This is a genomic window from Variovorax ureilyticus (assembly GCF_037889935.1).
GTDB lineage: Bacteria > Pseudomonadota > Gammaproteobacteria > Burkholderiales > Burkholderiaceae_C > Variovorax > Variovorax ureilyticus.
In genome coordinates this window covers 110,396-130,130 of record NZ_JBBKZU010000005.1, presented here as the reverse complement: position 1 = coordinate 130,130, position 19,735 = coordinate 110,396, and the positions used below count along the sequence as shown (strand labels likewise).

Genomic DNA, 19,735 nt, shown 5'->3' with positions numbered 1-19,735 from the left:
GTCACCGCACATGAGAGTCGCTGCAATCCAGATGGTGTCGTCCATCGAGCGCGAGGCCAATCTCGCGCGCGCCCATGCGCTGCTGGCCGAGGCCGCGGAGGCGGGCGCCGAACTGGCTGTTTTGCCCGAGTACTTCTGCATGATGGGCGCGCGCGATACCGACAAGCTCGGGCTGCGCGAGACCGCCGGCACGGGCACGGTGCAGAACTTCCTGGGCGATGCCGCGCGCGAGTTCGGGCTCTGGATCGTCGGCGGCACGCTGCCGCTGGAGACGGACGACGACCACCACGTGTTCAACAGCTCGCTCGTGTATTCGCCCGATGGCGCATGCGTCGCGCGCTACGACAAGATCCATCTCTTCTATTTCGACAACGGTCGCGAGCGCTACGACGAACGCCGCGTGATCGCGCCGGGCAGCAAGCCGGTGCTGTTCGACCTGCCATCGCGCGATGGCCACATGTGGCGCGTGGGCCTGAGCGTCTGCTACGACCTGCGCTTTCCCGAGCTCTATCGGACGCTCGCTCGCGAGGGCGCGGAGCTGATGCTCGTGCCCAGCGCGTTCACCCGCACCACCGGCGCCGCCCACTGGGAAGTGCTGCTGCGTGCGCGGGCGATCGAGAACCTCGCCTGGGTGGTGGCCCCCGCGCAGGGCGGCAAGCACGAGAACGGGCGGCAGACCTGGGGCCAGTCGATGGTCGTGGACCCGTGGGGCAGCGTCGTCGCGCAGCAGGCCGTGGACGAGGCCGTGGTGCTGTTCGACATCGATGCGCAGCAGGTCGAGCGTGCACGCGCGCAGCTCCCGGCCCTGTCCCACTGCGTGCTCTGAAGCAAAGCGAGCCGGTGTCCGCGCCAACCTTGCCCGTCTCCCGCGCGTTGCGCCCCGCGTTCGCGCGGCTGCGCTTCCTGCGCTCGGTGTGGCGGCGGTGGTTCCTGTGGGTGCTGCTGGCGATGCTCGTCCTGGCGCTGCTGGTCACCGTGGTCTGGCTCGCGGGCCGGCACGAGATCGAGCAGACGCAGTCGGTACTGGAGCGCGACACCGCGGATGCGGTGGCGGACCTTCGCGGCGACCTCCAGCGCAATGCGCAGACCCTGCGCGCCTCGCTGGCCGGCGGCGTCGATGCCCAGCAGTGGGAAGTGCGCGCCGCGGCGCTTCTGCGCGAGCATCGCGAGTGGCTGCGGCTGGAGTGGCTCGATCCGATGATGCGCACGCTGGCGGCGTCCGACACGCCGTATCGCCGCCGCATCTTCGATGACCAGCACCGCTCGGAGAGCTTCTCCGACGTCTCGCTCGCCTGCGTCACCGCGCGCAAGCTCGGCGCGCCGGCGTTCTCGCCGAGCCACTACATCGCGATCGCGCAGGGCAGCGGCCTCGAGGTCATGGAGATGTGCCTGCCGGTCGAGGGCGGCGGCTACCTCGTGGCGGCCTACTCGCTGCGCGACATCCTGATCGAGCTCGTCGCGCCGACGCTCAGCCGGGGCCAGGAAGTCGCCTTCACCGAGATCGACGGCACGCGCCTGGTCGCGATCGGCGCGCAGCGCCGCATGGGCACGCGCGTCTTCACCGCCCAGCAGCTGATCGACCTGCCCGGCGCGCCGGTGATGCTGCGCGTCGACGGCTGGCGCGCGGTGCCGGACCTGTTCCCGAACGTGCTCACCGCACTGGTCACCGGCATCTCGATCGCGCTGGTGTCGGTGCTGGTGCTGCTCGCGCGCGATACGCGGCGCCGCCAGCGTGCGGAGGAGGACCTCGCCGACGCGCTCGCCTTCCGCAAGGCGATGGAGGACTCGGTCATCACCGGGCTGCGTGCGCGCGACCTGCAGGGGCGCATCACCTACGTGAATCCGGCGTTCTGCGAGATGGTCGGATTCAGCGCCGAAGAGCTCATGAACAGCGATCGCGAGGCGCCTTACTGGCCGACCGAACTCGCGCACGAATACCAGCACCGGCAGGCCGTGCGCCTGGCCGGCGCGGTGCCGCCGCGGGAGGGCTTCGAGTCGGTCTTCATGCACAAGGACGGCCGTCGCTTCCCGGTGCTGATCTTCGAGGCGCCGCTCATCAACGCGCATGGTTTCCAGACCGGCTGGATGAGCGCGTTCATCGACATCAGCGAGCAGCGCCGCAGCGAGGAGCTGTCGCGCGCGAGCCAGGAGCGGCTGCAGGCCAGCGCACGGCTCGCCACGGTCGGCGAGATGGCCTCGCTGCTCAGCCATGAGCTGACACAGCCGCTCGCGGCCATCGCCAGCTACGCGACCGGCTCGCTGAACCTGCTCCAGGCCAAGGGCCCGTCGGGCGACAGTGACCATGACGATGTCGCGATGGCGGTGCAACGCATCGCCGAGCAGGCCGACCGCGCCGGGCAGGTGATCCGCAGCGTGCACGACTTCGTGCGGCGGCGCGACCGCACGCGCGAGGCGGTCGCGCCGCAGGCGCTCATCGATGCGGTGCTGCCGCTGGTGCGGCTGCAGGCGCGCAAGCTCGGCGTGGATATCGAAGTGGTGCTCGACGAGCGTCTGCCGATGGTCTATTGCGATCGCACGCTGGTCGAGCAGGTGCTGCTCAATCTCGCGCGCAACGGCATGCAGGCCATGGACGTACCGGAGCTGACCCAACGCGTGCTGCGCATCAAGGTGGTTCGCGCCGGCGCGATCGGCCGTGGCCGCGACGCGGGCACGGCGGCCGATGCGCGCCGTTGGCTCGAGTTCTCCGTGACGGACTTCGGCGCCGGCATCGGCGACGAGGTGGCGGCGCGCCTGTTCACGCCTTTCTTTACCACGCGCTCGGACGGCATGGGGCTGGGCCTGAGCCTGTGCCGCACCGTGGTCGAGCAGCACGGCGGCGTGCTGATCTTCGAGCCGCAGCAACCGCGCGGCACGGTCTTCCGCTTCACGCTCCCGGTGAAATGACGCTCACCCCCATGCGCCTTCGGCGCTCCCCCTCTCCGGGGGCGCACCCGGCGGCCCGGCGAAGCCGGTTCCGCGGGTGCCCTGGACTGCGCTGCGCTCGTTGGAAACTGCCACTCTTATGCAACCCCTCATCGATGCCTTGATCTTCATCGTCGACGACGATGCCAGCGTGCGCGAGGCGCTGGCCTGGCTGCTGCGCTCGCGCCGTCTCGCCAGCGAGAGCTTTCCGAGCGCGGAGGCTTTCGAAGCGTATCTGGCCGAAGAGCCGCTGCGTGCCCAGCCGCATTGCCTGCTGCTCGACGTGCGCATGCCCGGCACCAGCGGGCTGGTCCTGTTCGACCGCCTCGCCGAACGTGGATTGCTGGAGACCCTGCCTGTGATCTTCCTGACCGGCCACGCGGACGTGCCGACGGCGGTGGATGCGGTCAAGCGCGGCGCCTTCGACTTCTGCGAGAAGCCTTTTTCGGACAACGCGCTCGTCGACCGCATCGAGCATGCGCTCGGCGCCTCGGTGCGCGCGATCGAAGCCCAGCGCACGCGCCAGGTGCTGAAGCGGCGCATCGACGAACTCACCGATCGCGAACGCGACGTGATGAACTGCGTGATCGAGGGGCTGCCCAACAAGCTGATCGCCGATCAGCTCTCGATCAGCGTGCGTACGGTGGAGGTCCACCGCGCGCGCGTGTTCGAAAAGATGGAAGTGAAGTCGGCCGTGGAGTTGGCCAACCTGCTCAGGGGGATTTAGCTCACCCCAGCCTCGCCCACTTCATATGGCTCGGGCACCCCCTCTCCGGGCGCAACCCCAGCGGCCCGGCAAAGCCGGTTCCGCGGGGGTTCCTGGGTTTGGGGTGCGAGTCTTTAGCCTTGCGCTTGGCGTTCGCCGACGTAGATCTCCACGCGGCGGTTCTGGGCGCGGCCGGCTGGGGTGCTGTTGTCGGCGACGGGCTCGCGCGAGCCGCGGCCGTCGATCTTGAAGGCGGCGGGCGAGACGCCCCGCGACACGAGGTAGTCGCGCGTGGCGGCCGCGCGCTGGATCGACAGCGGATCGTTGATCGCATCGGTGCCGGTGCTGTCCGTGTGGCCGATGATCCGGACCTCGGCGTTCGGGTTGTTGCGCAGGCCCTGCGCGAACTGGTCGAGGATCGGCGAGAAGTTCGGCTTGATCACCGAGCGGCCGACATCGAAGGAGATGTCGCTCGGGATCGCGAGCTTGAGCTCGTTGTTCTGCGTCTGCGTGACTGCGACGCCGGTGCCGCGCGTAGCGGCTTCCATCTGGCGCTTCTGGTTCTCCATGCGCTGCGACCACAGGTAGCCGCCGCCCGCGCCCGCCAGTGCGCCGATCGCTGCACCGGTGCCTGCACTGTGGCCCGTGGCGGAGCCGATCGCTGCGCCCGCCAGTGCGCCGATGCCGGCGCCGATGCCCGTGGTGGTGGCCGTGCTCTTCTGCGAGTCGCTCATGTTCGCGCAGCCCGCGAGCACGTAGACCGCGGCGCTGGTGGCAAGTACGATTTTTTTCATTGGAGTCCTTCCTTGAGGTGATGGAAAAAGGCCGGTCGATTATCCGGAGACCACAGGGGCTTCGAGCCGTTGCCGCGGTTTCCGCATGTAACACGAGACGCGCACAAGCCGTCCACAGGGTGCGCCGACACTGGTGATCGTGCTATTGAAAGCGTAGCGCACGGGATGTGCGCCGACGTCCCGGCGCGGCATCGGACCACAACGTCAGTTGCGCTTCCGCGACTCGTCGCGCGTGTGTGCATCGTCCGCTTCAGGCTCGTCGTCCTGCAGCTCGCCGTGCTTGCGCCCCGAGAACATGGTCCACCAGACGATGAGGATGAACACGACGCCGGCGGCGAGGGCTTCAAGCAAAATCAGACCCATGAAAAATGGACTCCAGTGGCTGGTCGGGCTCGCGATCGTAGCAACGCTCGCCGCCTGCTCCACCGGCACCCGGCAGCCCGAATGGACGTCGCAGACGCCGCCGGCCACCACGCCGCCGCCGCGCGACCTCGGACCGCTCACCGGTTCGCTTTCGCATCCCAAGAGCCGCTGGGTGCCTGTCGCATGGTCGGAGCTTCCGGGCTTCAACGACGACGCGCTGCACGAAGGCTGGATCGCGATGATCACCAACTGCGCACGGCCCAACGCGGCCTTCGCGCCCTTGTGCCGCGAGGTGCGGCAACTGTCGCTGGCCGAGAACGACCAGCAGCGCGAATGGATGATGCAGCGCTTGCAGCCCTATCGCGTCGAGGCCTACACCGGCCCGACGGACGGCAAGCTCACCAGCTACTACGAGCCGGTGTTCGATGCGACGCGCCGTCCGACGGCGACGAACATCTACCCGCTCTACCAGGCGCCGGCGGGGCTGGTCCCGAAGCGGCCCTGGTACACGCGGCAGGAGATCGACACGCTGCCGCAGGCCCAGGCCGCGCTGCGCGGCCGCGAGATCGCGTGGCTCGCCGATCCGATCGACGTGTTGATGCTGCACATCCAGGGCTCCGGGCGCCTGCGAATGACCGAGCCGGACGGCCTGCAGCACGTGATTCGCGTGGCCTTTGCGGCGACCAACGAGCAGCCCTATCGCAGCGTGCAGCAATGGCTCATCAGCCAGGGCGTGACGAAGATCAGCGCGTGGCCCGACGACACCAAGCAATGGGTGGCGCAGAACCCGCAGCGGCTGCAGCCCTTGCTGTGGAGCAATCCGCGCTATGTGTTCTTCCGGGAGGAAGCCTTGAGCGACGTCGATGCGGCTTCCGGCCCGGTCGGCGCGCAGGGTGTGCCGCTGACGCCGGGGCGCTCGATCGCGGTCGACCGCGACAGCATTCCGTATGGAACGCCCGTGTGGCTCGCATCCCCGGGGCCGGCGCTTTCGCTGGCGAAGCTGGTGGTGGCGCAGGACACCGGCAGTGCGATCGTTGGCGCTGTTCGCGCCGACTACTTTGCTGGAACTGGCGCAGAAGCGGGCCGGGTGGCGGCCCGCATGAACCAGCCGCTGCGCCTCTGGGCCCTCTGGCCAAAGCAGTAGCAGAGGGCCGCGAAGCCAGGCCCGTTCGTGGAACACCGCGGAACCGGCTTCGCCGGGCCGCTGGTGTTGCCCCCGGAAGGGGGTGCAGAGCCACACGAAGTGGGCGAGGCTGGGGGCGAACTATTACAAGCCGATGACGCCGCCGTCGTCCTTGGTGATCATCACCGTCGCCGAGCGCGGCCTTGCGGTCGCACCGCCGGGGCCGTAGGCCGCCACGCCGGCGCCGTTGCCGGGCCAGTGGCTCTCGTACTTGCTCGGGTCCGCGATGTTGGCGGCGGCGGTGTTCTCGCCCGGGTGCTGGATGTTGATGAACAGCGCCTTGCCGTCGGGCGACTCCGCGAGGCCGGTCACTTCCGCGCCCAGCGGGGCCGTGAGGAAGCGCTTGAAGATGGTGTCGTTCATCTTCTTGCCCGCATAGGTGGTCACCGTGACCGGCCCGGTGCCGGCCGCGCCGGGCTTGCCGTTGGCCTGGTTCACCACGTCGATCTTGCCGCCGTCGCCCCACTGGCCCGGAACGGCCGCCAGCAGCATGCAGTTGCTGACGTCTGTGTAGGCGTTGTCGTCGGTCTGGATCCACAGGATGCCGCTCGCGCGCGAGAACCAGCAGCCGTCGGGCTTCGAGAGGTCGTTGAAGTCGGAGAGGCCCGACAGGTTCACGTTCTTCTGGTAGTTGACGTCATCGAGTCCGGCATCCGCCTTGGCCTGGCTGCCGAAGAGGTAGATGTCCCAGTTGAAGGTGGTCGCCGACGCGTCGTTGCCGGTTTCGCGAATGCGCATCACCTGCCCGTTCACGTTGCCCTTGAGCGTGGTGGCCGACGCGTTCTGCGTGGAGACGCCCTTGTTGTCGAGCCAGTAGCGCGGGAAGGCCGGCTCCACGTCGGGGTTGGACACGTTGTTGCTGCTGGTGGTGCCGACCGAGCCGCGATCGGGGTTCTCGGTCATGGTGATGTAGATCTCGCCGTTCTTCGGATTCACGGCGGTCCACTCGGGGCGGTCGCACTTGGTGGCGCCGGCCGCATCGGCGGCGAGGCGCGCATTGACCAGCACGTCGGCGAGATCCGCGAAGGCGTAGGTGCCGTTGCCCGAGATGGCGGGATTGCTCAGGTCCAGCCTGAGCCAGGTGCCGGTGCCGTCGGCGTTGAACTTCGCGGCGTAGAGCGTGCCGTCGTCGAGGTACTTCGCACCGGTCGCGAGGCGGTCGGCGGGGTTCGCGTCGGCGGCGTCCCAGACGGCCTTCGAGACGTACTTGTAGACGTATTCGCTGCGCGAATCGTCGCCCATGTAGAAGGCCAGCGGCTTGCCGACCACCGGGTTGCTCGGCCATGCGCCTTCGTGCGCGAAGCGGCCGAGCCCGGTGTGCTTCACCGGCGTCGAGGTCGGGTCGTACGGGTCGATCTCGACGACCCAGCCGAAGGTGTTGACGGTGTTGCGGAAATCGTCGGTGCCGTCGGTCGAGGCGCCGAGCTTGCTCGTGTCCCAGCGCGCGTACTCGGTGCTCGTGCCGTCGACCGGCACGACGGTCGCCCAGCGCTGGCCGCCGCCCGCGCCTTGCGCGAGGCCGATGCGCTTGAAGGCGACCAGTTCCTTCGCGGTGCGCGCCGCGTCATCGGCCCCGCCGCGACGGAAGAAGCCGGCGAAGTTCTCCTCGCAGGTGAGGTACGTGCCCCAGGGCGTGTAGCCCGAGGCGCAGTTGCCGATCATGCCGCGCGTGTCGGTGCCGGCGGGCGAGTACTTGGTCTTCAGCAGTGCCGAACCGCGCGCCGGGCCGCCGAAGCTCATCGGCGTGCGCGGCGTGATGCGGCGGTTGAACGCCGAATTCCTGACCACCGCGAACTTGCCGCCGGACTTGGCGATCTCGACCACCGATGCGCCGTGCGCCTCGACTTCCTTGAGCGCTTCGGCTTCGGGGCGCGGACCGGCACTGGAGCCGGCGTTGGTCTGGCCGCTCGCGTGCATGAAGACCACCGTGCCGTTGATGGCCTCGTGGTTGATGGCCATCAGCGCGCGGTCATTGGACGTGAGCGTGGGCTTGCCGCCGGCGTCGAGGCCGAAGTAATGCATGCCGTCGTGGTGGTCGCCGCTGCGGCGGCCGAAGTTGTCGTCGGAGCCGTCGTTCTTGTAGTCGGTCACGGCCGGGTCGATCGAGTCGCCGGTGGCGTAGATCACCGTGGCGGTGTAGCCGGCCGGCACCGTCACGCGGTCGGCGAGGTCCTTGGCGACCGCATTGAAGCCGAGCTTGGGATCGGCGGCCGCGGGCGCCGGGGCGGGTGCCGGTGCGGGCGCTGGTGAAGGCGCTGCCGACACGGGGGCAACGAATCCGTTGTTGCTGCCACCGCCGCCGCAGGCGGAGAGTGCGAACGGGCCGAGCGTCGCTGCGGTCAGAGCGCCGACGCCGCCGCGCAGCAGATGCCGGCGATGCATGCGCGTGGCGATGACTTCCTGAAGGCTGGCGTTCGAGCTGGTGTTGTTGTCGAGGTCGTCCGGATCGATCGATTCAATGGGCGACGCAGGCGTAGGCAGATGTTTCATCGTGATGGGTTGACTGACGGGAGTCTGACCATAGCGATGCAATATGAAACTTTTGTTGCACCCCGTACGGCTGCGGACAACCGCCCGAGCCTCGGGGCGCGTCGTCGCCATCTTCGCGTGCAGGCGGGAATGCCCTTGCTTTTCAAGTCGGTCGCTTCCACAGTGGCTCGACAACGCGGCAAATTGGGGGCGAGCATGGAAACCGATGCACTGGGGACAGCACGCGCAGGAGAGCGTCTAGACGAGGTCGTCGACCTGATTCGCACCCGGGTCGTCGCGGACCAGGCGGACCTGCTCGCCGGCTTCGCGAGTCGGTACTTCGGTCAGGTGGACCCTGAAGACCTGGCCGATCGCCAGGTGGCCGATCTCTACGGCGCCGCGCTGTCCCATTGGAGCTTCGCGCGCAAGCGCGAGCCGGGGCGCGCCCGGGTGCGCGTGTTCAATCCGACGATCGCGGAGCACGGCTGGCAGTCGACGCACACCATCGTCGAGATCGTCAACGACGACATGCCCTTCCTCGTCGATTCGGTGACGATGGAAGTCAACCGCCATGGGCTGACCCTGCACCTGATCATCCATCCGCTGGTGGCGGTGATCCGCGGCAGTGACGGCGTGCTGCAGGGCCTGCCGACGGAAGCGCCTTCGTCCGATGCGCGCCGCGAGTCGTTCATCCATGTCGAGGTGGATCGCGTGGCCGATCCGGGCCGGCTCGAGGCATTGGCTGCCGACCTGGCGCGCGTGCTCGGCGACGTGCGGCTGGCCGTGGCCGACTGGAAGGCGATGAAGGAGCGGCTGCTGGCCATCGTCCAGGGCCTCGACGAGCGCGCGCCGCCGATCCCGCCGCAGGAGCTGGCCGAGGGCCAGGCGTTCCTGCGTTGGCTGTCCGAAGACCATTTCACTTTCCTCGGACACCGCAGCCACGAGCTGGTGAAGGTGGACGGCGAGGACGCGCTCAAGGTCGTGCCGGATTCGAGCCTGGGCATCCTGCGCGAGGTCATCAAGGATCCGGCCGCCGCCTACGCGGCTCTTCCGCCCGAGGTGCGCGCCTACGCACGCCGGCCGGAATTGCTGGTGGTCACCAAGTCGACCTCGCGCTCCACCGTGCACCGGCCCGGCTACCTGGACTACATCGCCATCAAGCGCTTCGATGCCGAAGGCCAGGTGTGCGGCGAGGATCGCTTCCTCGGGCTCTTCACCTCCGCGGCGTACAGCGCCAACCCGGCCGAGATTCCGCTGCTGCGGCGCAAGGTGGCCGACGTGATCGAGCGCGCGGGTCTCGCCAGAGGCAGCCACTCGGGCAAGGCCCTGGTCAACATCCTCGAGACCTATCCGCGCGACGAGCTGTTCCAGACCGGCACGGACGAGCTGCTGTCCACGTCCATGGGCATCCTGCACCTGGGCGAACGGCAACGCTTCCGCCTCTTCGTGCGGCGCGATCCCTTCGAGCGCTTCGTGGCGTGCATGATTTACGCGCCGCGCGAGAACTACACGACCGAGCTGCGCCAGAAATGGCAGGCGATCCTGATGCAGGCGTTCAACGGCACGAGTTCCGAGTTCAACGTGCACGTGTCGGAATCGGTGCTCGCCCTGATCCAGATCACCGTGCGCACCCGGCCCGGCCAGATCCCGCCCTTCGACGTCCACGAGGTCGAACAGCGCCTGGTCGCGGCCGCCCGCCGCTGGGACGACGACCTGAAGTCGGCGCTGATCGAGGCGACGGGCGAAGCGCGCGGCAACGAGCTGCTGCGCCAGCTCGGCAGCGCCTTCCCGGCCGGCTACCGCGACGAGTTCGCGGCGCGGGCGGCCGTGCACGACATCGAGCTGATGGAGCGGCTGAGCGACGCGCGACCGCTCGGCATGAACCTCTACCGGCCGCTTGAAGCGGCGCCCGGCATGTTGCGCTTCAAGGTGCTGCGGCGCGGCGATCCGCTCATCCTGTCGACCAGTCTGCCGATGCTCGAACACCTGGGGATGAGGGTCCTGGACGAACATCCGTACCGGATCGCCCCGCAGGACGGGTCGCCGATCTGGGTCCATGACTTCGGCCTGCGCAGCGCGGTGGGCGATGCCGAGATCGAGGTCGACGCGCTGCGGCCGGTCTTCGAGGGCGCGTTCGCCGCCGTGCTCGGCGGCGAGGTCGAGAACGACGACTTCAACCGCCTGGTGCTCGCGGCGCGCCTGCCCGCGAACGAGATCGTCGTGCTCCGCGCCTACGCGAAGTACATGCGGCAGATCGGCTTCGCGCTGTCCCAGCCGTTCATGGAGAGCACGCTGGTGGCCAACGCGCCCATTGCGCGCGCGCTGGTCGAGCTGTTCAAGCTGCGCTTCGATCCGGCGCCGGTTGCCGGCGCCGACAGGCTGGCCGGCGAGAAGGTGCGCGAGATCGAAGCCGCGCTGGAGAACGTGGCCAACCTGTCGGAAGACCGCGTGCTGCGGAAGTACCTCGCGCTGATCCTGGCCACCACGCGCACCAACTACTGGCGCCGCGACGCGGGCGGGCGGCCGCGCGGCTTCCTGTCGTTCAAGTTCGATTCGTCGAAGGTGCCCGACCTGCCGGCGCCGAAGCCGATGTTCGAGATCTTCGTGTACGCGACGCGCTTCGAGGGCGTGCATCTGCGCGGGGGGCGCGTCGCGCGCGGCGGGCTGCGCTGGTCGGATCGGCCGGAAGACTTCCGAACCGAGGTGCTGGGCCTCGTGAAAGCGCAGATGGTCAAGAACACCGTGATCGTCCCGGTGGGGTCCAAGGGCGGCTTCGTGCTCAAGCGCGCGCCTGCGGCGAGCGACCGCGACGCCTACCTGCGCGAAGGCGTGGCCTGCTACCAGGACTACCTGCGCGGCCTGCTCGACATCACCGACAACCGGGGCGGGGACACCATCGTGCCGCCGCCGCAGGTCAGGCGCCACGACGAGGACGATCCCTACCTCGTGGTCGCCGCCGACAAAGGCACGGCCACCTTCAGCGACTACGCCAACGGCATCAGCAAGGAATACGGCTTCTGGCTCGGCGACGCCTTTGCCTCCGGCGGTTCGGTGGGCTACGACCACAAGGCCATGGGCATCACGGCGCGCGGCGCCTGGGAATCGGTGAAGCGCCATTTCCGCGAGATGGGCATCGACACGCAGACGACCGACTTCAGCGTCGCCGGCATCGGCGACATGTCGGGCGACGTGTTCGGCAACGGCATGCTGCTTTCTCCCCACATCCGGCTCGTGGCGGCCTTCGACCATCGGCACGTCTTTCTCGACCCGGATCCCGATGTGGCGAAGAGCTTCGCCGAGCGCGATCGCCTGTTCAGGCTGCCGCGCTCATCGTGGGCCGACTACGACGCATCGCTGATCTCCGAGGGCGGCGGGATCCACGCGCGCAGCGCCAAGTCGATCCCGATCACGCCGCAGGCGAAGCAGGTGCTGGGCATCTCCGCGGATGCGCTCGCGCCGACCGAACTGGTGAACGCCATCCTCAAGGCGCCGGTCGACCTCATCTACAACGGCGGCATCGGCACCTACGTGAAGGCCACGAGCGAGAGCCATGCGCAGGTGGGCGACCGCGCCAACGACGCCTTGCGCGTGGATGGCCGGGAGCTGCGCTGCAAAGTCTTCGCCGAAGGCGGCAACCTCGGCTGCACGCAGCTGGGCCGGATCGAGTTCGCCCGGGCGGGGGGGCGGATCAACACCGACGCGATCGACAACTCGGCCGGCGTGGACACGTCGGACCACGAGGTCAACATCAAGATCCTGGTCGGCCTGCCGATCGCCGAAGGCGAGCTCACCGAGAAGCAGCGCAATGCGCTTCTGCCCGAGATGACCGACGACGTGGCCGCCCTGGTGCTGCGCGACAACATCTTCCAGACCCAGGTGCTGTCGGTCACTGGCCGCATCGCGCCGCAGCTGCTCGATGCGCAGACCCGCTTCATGCAGTACCTGGAGAAGTCCGGGCGCCTGGACCGCGCGATCGAGTTCCTGCCGTCCGACGAGGAACTGGCCGAGCGCCGCGCGCAGGGCCAGGGCCTGACCAGTCCCGAGCGTGCGGTGGTGCTGGCCTACAGCAAGATCTGGCTCTACGACGAACTGCTGGCGTCGCCGCTGCCCGACGATCCCTGGGTGGCGACGGCGCTCGCGCGCTACTTCCCGAAGCTGCTCGGCGAGAAGTTCGCGGCCTACATGCCCAGGCATCCGCTGCGGCGCGAGATCATCGCCACCCACGTCACCAACAGCGCCGTCAACCGCGTCGGCAGCACCTTCGTGCATCGCCTGGTCGAGACCACCGGCGCTCGCGCGTTCGAGGTCGTGCGTGCCTACCTGTTGAGCCGCGAGATCTTCGGCATGGTGCCGCTGTGGCTGTCCATCGAGGCGCTGGACAACCGCGTCGACGACGCCGTGCAGTCGAGCCTGCTGATCGGCACCAGCCGGCAACTGGAGCGCGGCACCAAGTGGTTCCTGCGCTCGCGGCGCCTGAACGAGGACATGGAATCGACCATCGAGCACTTCACGCCGAATGTCGAGGCGCTGTCGGCACGGCTGGCCGAACTGCTGGACGCCGACGAGCGCGCCCGCGTCGACGCTGCGGTCTCGCACTACCTGGCGGCCGGCGTGCCACGCGAACTGGCGGAGCGCGTCGTCACCTTCGACTCGTTGTACGCCACGCTCGACATCGCCGAGATTGCCGGCAGTGCCCGATGGCCGGCGGCCCTGGTGGCGGCCATCTACTTCGATCTCGCGAACCGCCTCGGCATACCGTGGCTGCGCGACCGCATCGCGGCATTGCCCGGCGACCAGCATTGGCAGATGCTCGCGAAAGGCGCGATGCTCGACGACCTGTCGAGCCTGCAGCGTTCGATCACCGGCGCGGTGCTGGCCGGCGGCGGCGAGATCGAGTCGCCGACGGCGCTGGTCGAGGCGTGGCACGCCACGAACGGCCGGGCACTCGAGCGCGCGGCACAGCTGATGGGCGAACTGCGTGCGGTGCCCGCGCCCGACGCCGCGATGCTGTCCGTCGCGTTGCGGGAACTGAGGGCGCTGGGATGAGGGGCCGTGCCTATTGCGGCAGCGGCAGCGCCGTCTTGTAGCGGACCTGCTTGAGCGCAAAGCTGGATCGGATCTTCTCGATGCCGCTGATCGGCGTGAGCTGTTCGAGGATGAATTTCTCCAGCGCAGCGATATCGGCGACCGCGACGCGGATCAGGTAGTCGCTGTCGCCGGTCATGAGGTAGCACTCCATGACTTCATCGTGTTCGGCGATGCGCTGTTCGAAATCGGCGAGCGACTGCTTGCTCTGCGTCTTGAGGCTGATCGAGATGAACACGTTGAGCCCGAGACCGAGCGCGCTCGCGCTGGCGAGCGCCACGTAGCGCTGGATGACGCCGTGGTGCTCCAGGGCCTTCACGCGTGCGAGGCACGGCGACGGCGAGAGGTGGACGCGGCGCGCCAGCTCGACATTGGAGAGCGAGCCGTCGCGCTGCAGCTCATCCACGATGCGCAGATCGATCGCGTCCAGTTCCATTGAATGCTGAAAAATGTGGGAATCACAGCATTTTATGCTGCGTATATCCCTGAGGCGGTGTAGAAAACAGCATCCCATTCCATGGGCTGCGGCCTAGAGTTCGGTCATGAACGCCCCGATCCCGCCCGACCAGCTCCGCGCATTGCTCGACACCGCCCTGCACGACCCGGACCCCGTAGAAACCGCCGAGTGGCGCGAGGCCTTCGTCGCGCTCGCGGAAACGCAGGGGCCGGCACGCGCGCGCTGGATGCTCGACGAACTCGCGCGCATGGCGCGCGCGCAGCGCATCGGCTGGCAGCCGGAGCTGTCGACGCCGTACGTCAACACCATCGCGGTCGAAGCCCAGCCGCCGTTCCCCGGCGATCTCGCGATCGAAGAGCGGCTCGCATCGCTGATGCGCTGGAACGCGCTCGCGATGGTGGTGCGCGCCAACCAGGCTTACGGCGAACTCGGCGGCCACATCGCGAGCTACGCGAGCGCCGCGGACCTGTTCGAAACCGGCTTCAACCACTTCTTCCACGCGCGCACGCCGGCGCATCGCGGCGACCTCGTCTTCTTCCAGCCACACAGCGCGCCCGGCGTTTACGCACGTGCCTTCCTCGAAGGCCGGCTCGGCGAAGACGACCTGATGCACTACCGCCAGGAGCTGACCGCGCCCAACAGCAACGCGCGCGGCCTCAGCAGCTATCCGCATCCCTACCTCATGCCGGACTTCTGGCAGTTCCCCACCGGCTCGATGGGCATCGGGCCGATCAGCTCGATCTACCACGCGCGCTTCATGCGCTATCTCACGCATCGCAACCTGCTGAACTGCGAAGGCCGCAAGGTCTGGGGCGTGTTCGGAGACGGCGAGATGGACGAGCCCGAATCGATGAGCGCGCTCACGCTCGCGGCGCGCGAGAAGCTCGACAACCTCGTGTGGGTCGTCAACTGCAACCTGCAGCGGCTCGACGGGCCGGTGCGCGGCAACGGCCGCATCATCGACGAGCTCGAAAAGCTCTTCGCCGGCGCGGGCTGGAACGTCATCAAGCTGGTGTGGGGCAGCGACTGGGACGGCCTCTTCGCGCGCGACGTGAACGGCGCACTGACGCGCGCGTTTGCGAACACCGTCGACGGCCAGATGCAGACCTTCGCCGCCAAGGACGGCCGCTACAACCGCGAGACCTTCTTCGGCCAGGACCCGGAACTCGCGCGCCTCGTCGAAGGATGGACCGACGAGCAGATCGACCGCCTCAAGCGCGGCGGCCACGACCTCGTGAAGATCCACGCCGCCTATGCCGCGGCGGCCGCGCATCGCGGCCAGCCGACCGTGATCCTCGCCCACACCAAGAAGGGCTACGGCATGGGCAGCGCGGGGCAGGGCAAGATGACCACGCACTCGCAGAAGAAGCTGGACGACACGGATCTCATCGAGTTCCGCAACCGCTTCAACCTGCCGCTTTCCGACGAGCAGGCGACCACCGCCGCGTTCTACCGGCCTGCCGCCGATAGCCCTGAGATGCACTACCTGCTCGGCCATCGCGCCGCGCTCGGCGGCAGCATGCCGCGCCGCGAGACCGCGTGCGAGGTGGTGGCCAAGCCTGACATCGCGGCCTACGCGCAGTTCGCCGTCGCCGCTGCGGGCAAGGAGATGAGCACCACCATGGCCTTCGTGCGCATGCTGGGCAATCTCATGAAGGACAAGGCGCTCGGCCCGCGCGTGGTGCCCATCGTCGCGGACGAGGCGCGCACCTTCGGCATGGCCAACCTCTTCAAGCAGGTCGGCATCTACTCGAGCGTGGGACAGCGCTATGCGCCGGAGGACATCGGCTCGGTGCTGTCGTACCGCGAAGCGACCGACGGGCAGATCCTCGAAGAGGGCATCAGCGAAGCCGGCGCGATCGCGAGCTGGACGGCGGCCGCGACCAGCTACAGCGTGCACGGGCTCGCGATGCTGCCGTTCTACATCTACTACTCGATGTTCGGCTTCCAGCGCGTGGGCGACCAGATCTGGGCCGCCGCCGACCAGCGGCCGCGCGGCTTCCTGCTCGGCGCGACCTCGGGCCGCACCACCCTGGGCGGCGAAGGGCTGCAGCACCAGGACGGATCGAGCCACCTCATCGCCGCGACCATCCCCAACTGCAAGGCCTACGACCCGGCCTTCGCCGGCGAGATGGCGGTGATCGTCGATGCGGGCATCCGCGAGATGATGGTCGAGCAGAAGGACGTGTTCTATTACGTCACGCTCATGAACGAGAACTACGCGCAGCCGGATCTTCCAGCCGGTGCCGAGGCGCAGGTGCTGCGCGGCTGCTACCGCTTCAGCGGCGCCGAGGAGGCGAAGGTCACGCTGCTCGGTTCCGGCGCGATCCTCACCGAAGTCAACAAGGCCGCCGCGCTGCTGGCCGCCGAAGGCATCGAGGCCGAGGTGTTCAGCATCACGAGCTGGAGCGAGCTCGCGCGCGACGGCCAGGCGTGCGAAGAACGCGCGCTTGCCGGCGTTCCCGATGCGGGCACGCCCTTCATCGCGCAGCAGCTCGCGGGCGGCACGGGCCCCGTGATCGCGGCGACCGACTATGTGCGTGCGGTGCCCGAAAGCATCCGCGCCTTCGTGCCGCAAGGCCGCCGCTATCTCACGCTCGGCACCGACGGCTTCGGCCGCAGCGACACGCGCGCGGCGCTGCGCAGCTTCTTCGGCGTCGATGCAGAGAGCGTCGTGCGTGCGGCACGCCACGCGCTGGCCGCGCGCTGAGCGGAAAAGGGGTTAGTCCGGCTGTACGGCGCGGGCGTGGATTCCTAAGATCGAGGGTTCGTGCCGCGCGGCGTCTTCACGCCGTGCCGGCCTCCATTCGACTTCCACGGGAATCTCCATGAAGAAGGCAGGACTCATCGGCCTGGGCGCCATGGGCGCCGGCATCGCAGCAACGCTGCGTGGCCGCGGCTTCGAAATGCATGTGTGCGATGTGCGGCCGGGTGCCGCGCTGCAGTTCGCCGAGCATGGCGGCGTGGCGTGGGGCACGCCGGCACAGGTGGCGGGTGCGTGCGATGTGGTCGTCTCGGTCGTGGTCAACGCGCAGCAGACCGAGGCGGTGCTTTTCGGCGAGCACGGCGCGGCGGCGGCGATGAAGCCGGGCAGCGTGTTCATCATGTGCTCGACGGTGGACCCCAACTGGTCGGTCGCGCTCGAAGAGCGGCTCGGCGCGCTCGGCATCCATTACATCGATGCGCCGATCTCCGGCGGCGCGGCCAAGGCCGCGAGCGGGCAGATGACCGTGATGAGCTCCGCGAAGCCGCAGGCCTACGAGAAGGCCGGCGAGGTGCTCGACGGCATGGCCGGCAAGGTGTACCGGCTCGGCGACCGCGCGGGTGCGGGCAGCAAGGTGAAGATCATCAACCAGCTCCTGGCCGGCGTGCACATTGCCGCCGCCGCCGAAGCCATGGCGCTCGGGCTGCGCGAGGGGGTGTCGGCCGAGGCGCTCTACGAGGTCATCACCCACAGCGCGGGCAACAGCTGGATGTTCGAGAACCGGATGGCGCACGTGCTCGCGGGCGACTACACGCCTCTGTCGGCGGTCGACATCTTCGTGAAGGACCTCGGGCTGGTGCTCGACACCGCGCGCGCCAGCAAGTTTCCGCTGCCGCTCGCATCGACCGCGCACCAGATGTTCATGCAGGCGTCGACCGCCGGTCACGCCAAGGAGGACGACAGCGCGGTCATCAAGATCTTCCCGGGCATCGAGCTGCCGCCATCGAAGGGCAGGAAATGAGCGTGCTGCTCGGCTGCATCGCCGATGACTTCACGGGCGCGACCGATCTCGCGAACAACCTCGTGCGCGCGGGCATGCGTGCGGTGCAGACCATCGGCGTGCCGTCCGCCCCGCTGGATGCGGATGTCGATGCGGTGGTGGTCGCGCTCAAGTCGCGCACCATCGCGCCGGAAGACGCCATCGCCCAGTCGCTGGAGGCGCTGCGCTGGCTGCAGGCGCAAGGCGCCCGGCAGATCTACTTCAAGTACTGCTCGACCTTCGACAGCACGCCTCGCGGCAACATCGGCCCGGTCACCGAGGCGCTGATGGACGCGCTGGGCTGCGACTTCACCATCGCAACGCCGGCGTTTCCGGACAACAAGCGCACCGTCTTCAAGGGCTATCTCTTCGCGGGCGACGTGCTCCTGAGCGAGAGCGGCATGCAGAACCATCCGCTCACGCCGATGACCGACGCGAACCTCGTGCGCGTGATGCAGGCGCAGACGCGGCGCAAGGTGGGGCTCGTCGACTACGGGGCGGTGGCGCGCGGCCCTGCGGCGATCCGCGAGCGCTTCGAGCAACTGCGCGCCGAGGGCGTGGGCGTCGCGATCGTCGATGCGGTTTCCAACGACGATTTGATGCGACTCGGCCCGGCGCTGGCGGACATGCCGCTGGTCACCGCAGGTTCGGGCGTGGCGATCGGCCTGCCGGCGAACTTCGGCATCGCGCCTTCGTCCGCCGCGAGCGCGTTGCCCAAGGCCGGCGGACTGCGCGCGGTGGTGTCCGGAAGCTGCTCGCTCGCGACCAACCGGCAGGTCGCGGACTTCGTGGCGGCAGGGCGTCCCGCGCTCGCGATCGATCCATTGCAGATCGCCGCCGGCATCGATGTCGCCTCGCAGGCGCTCGAATGGGCCGCACCCTTGCTCGAACGCGGGCCGGTGCTCATCTATTCGACCGCCGATGCCTCGGCCGTGAAATCCGTGCAGGGACGCCTCGGCGTCGACGAAGCCGGCGCGATGGTGGAGCGCACCATCGCCGCGATCGCGCGCGGGCTGGTCGAGCGCGGCGTGCGCCAGCTCGTGGTGGCGGGCGGCGAAACCTCGGGCGCGTGCGTGCAGGCCCTGGGCATCGCGCAATTGCAGATCGGTGCGCAGATCGATCCCGGCGTGCCGTGGTGCCATGCGCGCAGCGAAGCGGCCGGCGGCGCTGGTCTGCATATTGCATTGAAGTCCGGTAACTTCGGCACCGATGACTTCTTCTCCAAATCCTTCACATCGATCGAATGAGTGACGCCCAACTACGCGAGGAGATCTGCCGTGTCGGCCGCAGTCTTTTCGAGCGCGGCTACGTGCACGCCACGGCCGGCAACATCAGCGTTCGGCTCGATGATGGTTTCCTGATCACGCCGACGGATGCCTGCCTCGGCCATCTCGACCCGGCGCGGCTCGCGCGGCTCGATGGCAGCTTGCGGCAGATCCACGGCGACCTCGCCAGCAAGACCATCGCGCTGCATGCCCGCATCTACGGTGCCGCGACGAACTTCGACCCCGGCACGCGCTGCGTGATCCACACCCACAGCACCCACTGCGTGGCGCTCACGCTCGACGCGCCGGACCATGAACTGCTGCCCGCGCTCACGCCGTACTTCGTGATGAAGGTCGGCCATGTGCCGGTCGTGCCCTATCACCGCCCGGGTGCGCCGGAGGCGGCGGCGCTGGTCGCGCAGATCGTCGAGCGCTACGGCGCGCAAGGCACGCCCATCCGTGCGGTGGTGCTCGAACGGCTCGGGCCGAATGTGTGGCACGACTCGCCGGCCGCGGCGATGGCGGTGCTCGAAGAGCTGGAGGAAACGGCCAGACTCTGGTTCATGAGCCGCGCCTCGCCGCAAGGCGCACCGAAGCCATTGGACGAGACGCAGATCAATGAGCTGCGTCGCAACTTTGGCGCGAGGTGGTGATGTGGCCCCCAGCCTCGCCCACTTCGTGTGGCTCTGGCACCCCCTCTCCGGGGGCGATGCCAACGGACCGGCGGAGCCGGTTCCGTGGCGTCCCT

General features: G+C 68.6%; 13 protein-coding genes. 9 read left to right on the top strand and 4 right to left on the bottom strand.

Annotated features, from left to right (window positions below; genetic code table 11):
- Window positions 1-10 precede the first annotated feature (10 nt).
- The 3 genes from WKW77_RS13040 (at window position 11) to WKW77_RS13030 (ending at window position 3,649) form a co-directional block, all read left to right on the top strand.
- Complete coding sequence (locus WKW77_RS13040) at window positions 11-826, top strand: carbon-nitrogen hydrolase family protein (protein ID WP_340357270.1); 816 nt, start codon at window positions 11-13, stop codon at window positions 824-826.
- Window positions 827-948: 122 nt separating this feature from the next.
- Complete coding sequence (locus WKW77_RS13035; protein ID WP_340357568.1) at window positions 949-2,904, top strand: two-component system sensor histidine kinase NtrB; 1,956 nt, start codon at window positions 949-951, stop codon at window positions 2,902-2,904.
- Window positions 2,905-3,022: 118 nt separating this feature from the next.
- Window positions 3,023-3,649 carry a response regulator transcription factor gene (locus WKW77_RS13030; protein WP_340357269.1) on the top strand — a complete coding sequence of 209 codons (627 nt, stop codon included), beginning with the start codon at window positions 3,023-3,025 and terminating at the stop codon, window positions 3,647-3,649.
- Between the two features lie 113 nt (window positions 3,650-3,762).
- Here the strand turns inward: WKW77_RS13030 and WKW77_RS13025 are convergent, their stop codons facing one another.
- Window positions 3,763-4,422 (bottom strand): YiaD family glycine zipper/OmpA-like lipoprotein, encoded by a 660-nt coding sequence (locus tag WKW77_RS13025; RefSeq protein ID WP_340357268.1) that lies wholly within the window; start codon window positions 4,420-4,422, stop codon window positions 3,763-3,765.
- 204 nt (window positions 4,423-4,626) lie between these two features.
- A complete protein-coding gene (locus WKW77_RS13020) occupies window positions 4,627-4,785 on the bottom strand; it encodes a hypothetical protein (RefSeq protein ID WP_340357267.1) in 159 nt (52 codons plus the stop codon).
- Between WKW77_RS13020 and mltA the strand changes: the two genes are divergently transcribed.
- A complete protein-coding gene (gene mltA, locus WKW77_RS13015) occupies window positions 4,784-5,929 on the top strand; it encodes a murein transglycosylase A (RefSeq protein WP_340357266.1) in 1,146 nt (381 codons plus the stop codon). The two genes, WKW77_RS13020 and mltA, sit on opposite strands and share 2 nt — an antisense overlap.
- Window positions 5,930-6,052: 123 nt before the next feature.
- On the opposite strand, the gene WKW77_RS13010 is transcribed toward mltA, so the two are convergent.
- Window positions 6,053-8,458 (bottom strand): PhoX family protein, encoded by a 2,406-nt coding sequence (locus WKW77_RS13010; protein ID WP_340357265.1) that lies wholly within the window; start codon window positions 8,456-8,458, stop codon window positions 6,053-6,055.
- A gap of 195 nt (window positions 8,459-8,653) precedes the next feature.
- On the opposite strand from WKW77_RS13010, the gene WKW77_RS13005 reads away from it, so the two are divergent.
- A complete protein-coding gene (locus WKW77_RS13005) occupies window positions 8,654-13,483 on the top strand; it encodes an NAD-glutamate dehydrogenase (RefSeq protein WP_340357264.1) in 4,830 nt (1,609 codons plus the stop codon).
- A 10-nt stretch (window positions 13,484-13,493) separates the two neighbouring features.
- Here WKW77_RS13005 and WKW77_RS13000 read toward each other — a convergent pair whose 3' ends face one another.
- Window positions 13,494-13,958 (bottom strand): Lrp/AsnC family transcriptional regulator, encoded by a 465-nt coding sequence (locus WKW77_RS13000; protein ID WP_340357263.1) that lies wholly within the window; start codon window positions 13,956-13,958, stop codon window positions 13,494-13,496.
- A gap of 106 nt (window positions 13,959-14,064) precedes the next feature.
- Here WKW77_RS13000 and mdeB point away from each other — a divergent pair, with 106 nt between their 5' ends.
- From mdeB to WKW77_RS12980, 4 genes are read left to right on the top strand one after another with little or no spacing between them, the layout of a single operon-like run.
- On the top strand, window positions 14,065-16,689 hold the full coding sequence (mdeB, locus tag WKW77_RS12995; protein ID WP_340357262.1) for an alpha-ketoglutarate dehydrogenase: 2,625 nt from the start codon (window positions 14,065-14,067) through the stop codon (window positions 16,687-16,689).
- 40 nt (window positions 16,690-16,729) lie between these two features.
- Window positions 16,730-17,704 (top strand): L-threonate dehydrogenase, encoded by a 975-nt coding sequence (gene ltnD / locus WKW77_RS12990; RefSeq protein WP_340357567.1) that lies wholly within the window; start codon window positions 16,730-16,732, stop codon window positions 17,702-17,704.
- Entirely contained in the window at window positions 17,701-18,969 is a 1,269-nt protein-coding gene (otnK, locus tag WKW77_RS12985) for a 3-oxo-tetronate kinase (protein WP_340357261.1), read from the top strand. The genes ltnD and otnK overlap by 4 nt, the downstream gene beginning before the upstream one ends.
- Window positions 18,966-19,640: a class II aldolase/adducin family protein gene (locus WKW77_RS12980; RefSeq protein ID WP_340357260.1), complete on the top strand. Its 675-nt coding sequence runs from the start codon at window positions 18,966-18,968 to the stop codon at window positions 19,638-19,640. The genes otnK and WKW77_RS12980 overlap by 4 nt, the downstream gene beginning before the upstream one ends.
- Window positions 19,641-19,735: the final 95 nt, after the last annotated feature.